Consider the following 6,091-nt stretch of genomic DNA (forward strand, 5'->3'; position numbering starts at 1 on the left):
CTATGCCAACAGAAGACGGAAATATAGAATACAAAAGTTTAAAGAAAGTAATTGGAAAATCAGCAGATTTAAAGAGTTTGTCTGAAACTTGTGTTTCTTTTGCAAATGCTCAAGGTGGATTAATAGTTGTTGGGATAGAGGATGAAGAAAAATTACCAGATTCAAAACAAAAAATTAAAATAGAAGATGTAAATAATGTTATTACCAGACTTCGTGATTTAACTGATTCTGTTGCACTTGCTAATCCTGAAATAGTTGATGCTTTGAATGGAGGACAGTATTTTCAATTTAAGGTTTTACCGTCTTCTAGAACAATTGCAACTACATCATCTGGTAAAGTTTTAATTAGAATAACTGATAAAAGTGTTCCTGTTTCAGGAGAAGAGTTAACTACTTTAGCTTCAGAAAAAAATGCCTTCCAATGGGAATTAATTTCTGTTGGGAAAATATTTTGGAAGGATTCAAATATTGATGATGTTTCAAAATTTATTGAAGATATTCAAAAATCTAAATTGGTTTCTGATTTTATAAAAGATAAATCACATGAAGAAATATTAGAATATTATCAATTAATTACAATTGATGGTTATTTAACAAATTTGGGTGTACTATGGTTTGGAACTCCACAACAAAGAGCTAGAATAAGTTATCCTATCACTGTTCAGTATATAGTTTATAATGAATTTGAAGAAAAAATCAGAAAAAAAGATTGGCATTTTCATTTACATAATCCAAAGCAATTAGTTTTAGATATTGAAAATGAGGCAACAGAATTAAATTATACAACTGAAATTTCAAGTGGTCTTTTTAGAAAGCAAATTAGAAATTATCCTAAAGAAGTAATTAGGGAATTATTGATTAATGCAATTGCTCATAAACGATTTACAATTTCTGGAGATATTTTTATTGAAGTTTATTCAGATAGGTTGATAATTACAAATCCAGGTGGTTTACCTTTTGGTATCACCAAAGATAATATTTTGCATGAACGTCATCGTAGAAATCCACATTTTATAAATGTTTTACATGATTTAGGTTTGATGGAAGGAGAAGGTTCGGGTTATGATTTAATTTATGAAAAACTAGCAAGAGATATAAAACCTTTGCCTATTATAGATAGTACTATTAATAAAACCAGTGTTACTATATATTCAGGAATTGTAAATAAAGAAGCTTTAGAAATTATTGAATATATTTCTCAACACTTTAGATTAACTCAAAAAGAGTTTACTGTATTAGGAATTGTTGCTTCGGAGAAAAAAATATCTGCAACGAAACTAACAAACAAACTCCAGCTAACCAATGAAGATAGAATGAGAAACTGGATTGGTACTTTGTTAGATAAATCAATTTTGATAACAAGAGGAGTAAAAAAGGGAACAGAATATTTATTGAATCCTTCTTTATTTTCTCAATCAAAATTAAAAATATCTCCTACCTTAAAAACTATTGATAAAGAACAATTAAAACATTTAATTCTTGAGTTTTTGAAATATAATGGTGAAAAATCTAAATCAGAAATTTTTTCAAATATTCAAGATGTAGAAGAGAAAGACATACAAAAATGTTTATATGAATTGGTGAAATTAGAAAAAATTAAGCCTTTAGGTGCTAACAAAAACAGAACTTATATTTTGGCTAAAAAAAAATAAATGAAAAATAATTTTTTAAAACAAAATTTGAAAACGCCTATTTATAAAGAAGTTAGCCGTTTTTTCAATATAAAATAAAAAAAATAAAAGCGAATTAAAAGCGAATTAAAAGCGAATTAAAAGCGAATTAAAAGCGAATTAAAAGCGAATTAGTTGCTTAAAAACCAAAAAAATAAATGCCAAACAACTGGAAAACATATAAACTCTCTGAAATTAATTCTATACAAATCATTGACGGTGATAGAGGTAAAAACTATCCTAGTAAAAATGAATTTTTAAAGAATGGTTATTGCTTATTTTTAAGTGCAAAAAACATCACTAAAACTGGTTTTGAGTTTTCAGAATTAAGTTTTATATCAGAAGAAAAAGATAGTTTGTTAAGAAAAGGAAAACTTGAAACGAACGATATTATAATAACAACTAGAGGAACTATTGGTAATGTAGGTTATTATAAAGAAAACTTTATTTACAAAAATGTAAGAATTAATTCTGGAATGGTTGTTATTAGAGTTGATGAAGCAAAAATTTCTTCTTCTTATGTTTATCAACTTTTCAAATCAAGTGTTTTTCAAGAACAAATAAGTTCAAGAACATCAGGAAGTGCTCAACCACAATTACCTATTCGTGATTTAAGCCAGATTGAAATAAAAATCCCCGAAAACCTACAAGAACAAAAATCCATAGCCTCAATCCTTTCCACAATCGACGACAAAATCGAAAACAACCTATCCATCAACAAAACTCTAGAAGAAATGGCTATGGCGTTATACAAACACTGGTTTGTAGATTTTGGACCGTTTCAAGATGGTGAATTTGTGGATAGTGAAATATTTGGTATAAATAATTCTGTAAGTATACCAAAGAACTTTAAAATATTAAACATCAAAGAGGAAATTATAAGATTAAAACCAAAAAATAAATATACACAAGATAATATTTTAAAATTAGGTAAAATAAGAGTTTATGACCAATCTTCAGCTAGAATTTTAGGTTTTCATAATAATGAACCAGACTTTAATGCTGATTTTGAAAATCCACTTTTGATTTTTGGTGATCATACTTGTAGAATGGAGTTAATTTGTGAAAATTTTTCGGTTGGTCCCAATTTAATACCTTTTAAAACTAATATTAAAGATTATACTTATTTGGTTTATTTAGCTTTAAAAGATAAAGTAAAAATGAATGATTATAAACGACATTGGTCTGAATTGATGTTACATCAATTTGTGGTTCCAAATGAAATTCATTTACTTGATGATTTTAATAATTTAGTAAAAGAGTTTTTTAATTTGATAAACAAAAATGAATTAGAAAACCAAACCTTAACCCAATTGCGGGATACTTTATTGCCTAAGTTAATTAGTGGTGAGGTAAGGTTGAAGGAGTTTAGAGAGTAGTTTTGTCATTCTGTAGGTTTTTGTCATTTCGACCAGAGGGAGAAATCACATAAAGGGAAGTGCGTAATGTGATTCCTCCTGCGTCGGAATGACAAAGAGAGTAAATAAGATAAAGAAAAGAATAATGAGATGCTTCCTTGTGTCAGCATGACAAAGAGAGAATTAACGCATCGTTTGTCATTCCGACCTAAGGAGGAATCACATAATGTTAAGGTTGGGATAATGAGATGCTTCCTTGCTTCAGCATGACAAAATGAAATGATAAAAGAGAACGAAAATGAAAGTAAACAATATCATGTTTGAACATACACAAGGCTATCAGTCTTACTATGTTTATATCATTACTAATAAATATCGTTCTACTTTTTATGTGGGGATGACTAATAATTTGCCAAGAAGATTATCTGAGCATAGTGAAAATATCAAGAATGGTATTAAAACCTTTGCTTCAAAATATAATTTAGAGTTTCTGGTTTTTTATGAAAAGTTTACTTGGGTTCAAGAGGCAATTGCAAGAGAAAAAGAAATTAAAGGATGGCGACGAGAAAAAAAGTTAGATTTGATTCGTTCATTTAATGAAAATTTTGATTTTTTGAATGATCGTTTTGTGAAGAGTAATGAGATTCCTCCTTCGTCGGAATGACAAAAGAAGTGAGCATGACAAAGAATGAGTAAACGTATCCTTTGTCATTTCGAGGTACGAGAAATCACATAAAGTAAAATGAGATTCCTCCTTCGTCGGAATGATAGAAAAAAGCAACATGAAAATTGTCATTCCGAGGCTACGAGGAATCGCATAAAGAGAATAAATATAATGTGATTCCTCCTTCGTCGGAATGACAAAAGAAGTCGGAATGACAACAAGAAAAAGAGAATATGACAACAGAAGCCAAAATAGAACAAGCTACCATCGATTGGTTAACCGATTTAGGGTATAGCCACATACACGGCACTACGTTTACATTTCCAGAAAACGAAGTGGTGGATAAAGCTACGTTGTTAGCGTTTATACAACAACAGCATCCGCATTTGCCTGCGGAGTTGTATCCGTTAATTGTAGCGGAGTTTGTGAACAATAAAGGCACTGATTTGTTGTACCGCAACCGAGATTTTCATTTAAAACTCACTAAAGGTTTAGATTACGAATACCAAGACGCTAACGGAAACGAAAAAGCCGTTCACGTGTATCCTATAGATTTTCAAAACCCTGAAAACAATACGTTTTGGGTGGTGAATCAATTGAGCATTAAAGGCAAAAACAAACGCCGTCCCGATGTGATTGTGTATGTAAATGGGTTTCCGTTAATCGTTTTTGAATTGAAAAACTGGTTTGATGAAAATACCAATTTACAAGAAGCATTCAATCAAATTCAACATTACACCAAAGATATTCCACTTTTGTTTGAATACAACGTAGCCACAATAGTAAGCGACGGTAACGAAGCCCAACACGGTATGTTCAACGCTTCTAACGAATGGTATGCCGCTTGGAAAAGTAACGATGGCATTACTACCATAGAAGATGATTTTCAGATGCATACGTTGTTATTTGGTTTGTTTCCAAAAGAACGCTTACTGAATTACATTAAAAACTTTGTCTTCTTTGAAGACCATAACGGCACGTTGATTAAAAAAGGCGCAAAATACCACCAATTCTTTGGGGTAAACTTTGCAGTTGAAGCGGCTAAAAAAGCCATTCGCCCTTATGGTGATGGACGTATTGGAGTCATTTGGCACACACAAGGAAGCGGAAAAAGTATTTCGATGGCTATTTACGCAGGTATCTTACGAAGCCTACCCGAATTAAAAAATCCTACCATCGTAGTACAAGTCGATAGAAGTGATTTGGATTTTCAATTGTATGAAAATTTTGTGTTAGCTAAAGATTTAGTAGGCGATGTACAACATGCTGATTCTACCGATGATTTAAGACGATTATTATCCGCAGGAAGTGGCGGTGTGGTTTTTACCACGATAGAAAAGTTCCGTTTGAAATCAGGAAATGATGAAACCTTAGGAGAATTAGAACATCCCATTTTATCGGAAAGAGAAAATATTATTGTGATGGCTGATGAAGCCCACCGAACGCAATATGGTTTGTTAGATGGTTTTGCTTCTAATTTGCGTAAAGCCTTGCCTAATGCTTCGTTTATAGGATTCACAGGAACGCCAGTAGATAGCAAAGATGCCGATACGCAAGAAGTGTTTGGAGAAACCATTCACGTGTACGACATCAAACAAGCAGTAGATGATAAAGCAACAGTTCCTATTTATTATGAACCACGTTTAGCCAAGTTGCATTTAGCGAATGAAAATTTAGATAATGATGTAGATTCCTTAACTTGGGAACAAGAAGATAGTGGCAATTTAAAATGGGCCGCTTTAGAAGATGCCGCAGGTTCGCAAGAGCGTGTAGAAAAGATTGCCAAAGACATTTTAAAGCATTTTACCAATCGCACAGAAACGTTGCCAGGAAAGGCAATGATTGTGTGTATGAGCCGAAGAAATAGCGTTAAAATGTACGATGCTTTATCGCAGTNCACAGAAACGTTGCCAGGAAAGGCAATGATTGTGTGTATGAGCCGAAGAAATAGCGTTAAAATGTACGATGCTTTATCGCAGTTGGAAGGCTGTCCTGAAATTGCGGTGGTGATGACAGGAAATATTTCTAAAGACCCAATAACTTGGAATCCGCATATTAGAACACAAGAAGCTACCGAAGCGTTAAAGAAACGTTTTAGAAATCCGAAAGACCCATTGCAAATTGTTATTGTTCGTGATATGTGGTTAACAGGATTTGATGCGCCTTGTGTGCATACGATGTATGTAGATAAGATTATGAAAGGGCATAATTTAATGCAAGCCATTACTAGAACCAACCGTGTGTTTAAAGATAAACCTTCGGGAGTTATTGTAGATTACATCGGTATTGGCGACCAATTAAGAAAAGCAACCGATAAATATACAGGTGGCGGTGGGAAAGGAGAACCTACCATAGATATGGAACAGGCTTTGAATATGTTCTTCAATCAAGTGGAAGCT

At 32.2% G+C, this 6,091-nt stretch carries 4 protein-coding genes; all 4 read left to right on the forward strand.

Going from position 1 to position 6,091, the window contains the following annotated elements:
- The first annotated feature begins 2 nt into the window (after positions 1-2).
- Positions 3-1,652 carry an ATP-binding protein gene (locus OJ995_RS13075; protein ID WP_264369841.1) on the forward strand — a complete coding sequence of 550 codons (1,650 nt, stop codon included), beginning with the start codon at positions 3-5 and terminating at the stop codon, positions 1,650-1,652.
- Positions 1,653-1,828: 176 nt separating this feature from the next.
- Positions 1,829-3,049, forward strand: coding sequence for a restriction endonuclease subunit S (locus OJ995_RS13080; RefSeq protein ID WP_264369842.1), 1,221 nt, complete (start codon positions 1,829-1,831; stop codon positions 3,047-3,049).
- Positions 3,050-3,326: 277 nt separating this feature from the next.
- Entirely contained in the window at positions 3,327-3,692 is a 366-nt protein-coding gene (locus tag OJ995_RS13085) for a GIY-YIG nuclease family protein (protein ID WP_264369843.1), read from the forward strand.
- 233 nt (positions 3,693-3,925) lie between these two features.
- On the forward strand, positions 3,926-6,091 hold a 2,166-nt coding region (locus OJ995_RS13090; RefSeq protein ID WP_264369844.1), incomplete at its 3' end, for a type I restriction endonuclease subunit R.

The organism is Flavobacterium lacisediminis (assembly GCF_025909975.1).
GTDB lineage: Bacteria > Bacteroidota > Bacteroidia > Flavobacteriales > Flavobacteriaceae > Flavobacterium > Flavobacterium lacisediminis.

Excerpts from the sequence above, each read along its gene's own strand:
- OJ995_RS13075 (WP_264369841.1), top strand. The coding sequence starts at position 3 with ATGCCAACAGAAGACGGAAATATAGAATACAAAAGTTTAAAGAAAGTA.
- OJ995_RS13080 (WP_264369842.1), top strand. The coding sequence starts at position 1,829 with ATGCCAAACAACTGGAAAACATATAAACTCTCTGAAATTAATTCTATA.
- OJ995_RS13085 (WP_264369843.1), top strand. The coding sequence starts at position 3,327 with ATGAAAGTAAACAATATCATGTTTGAACATACACAAGGCTATCAGTCT.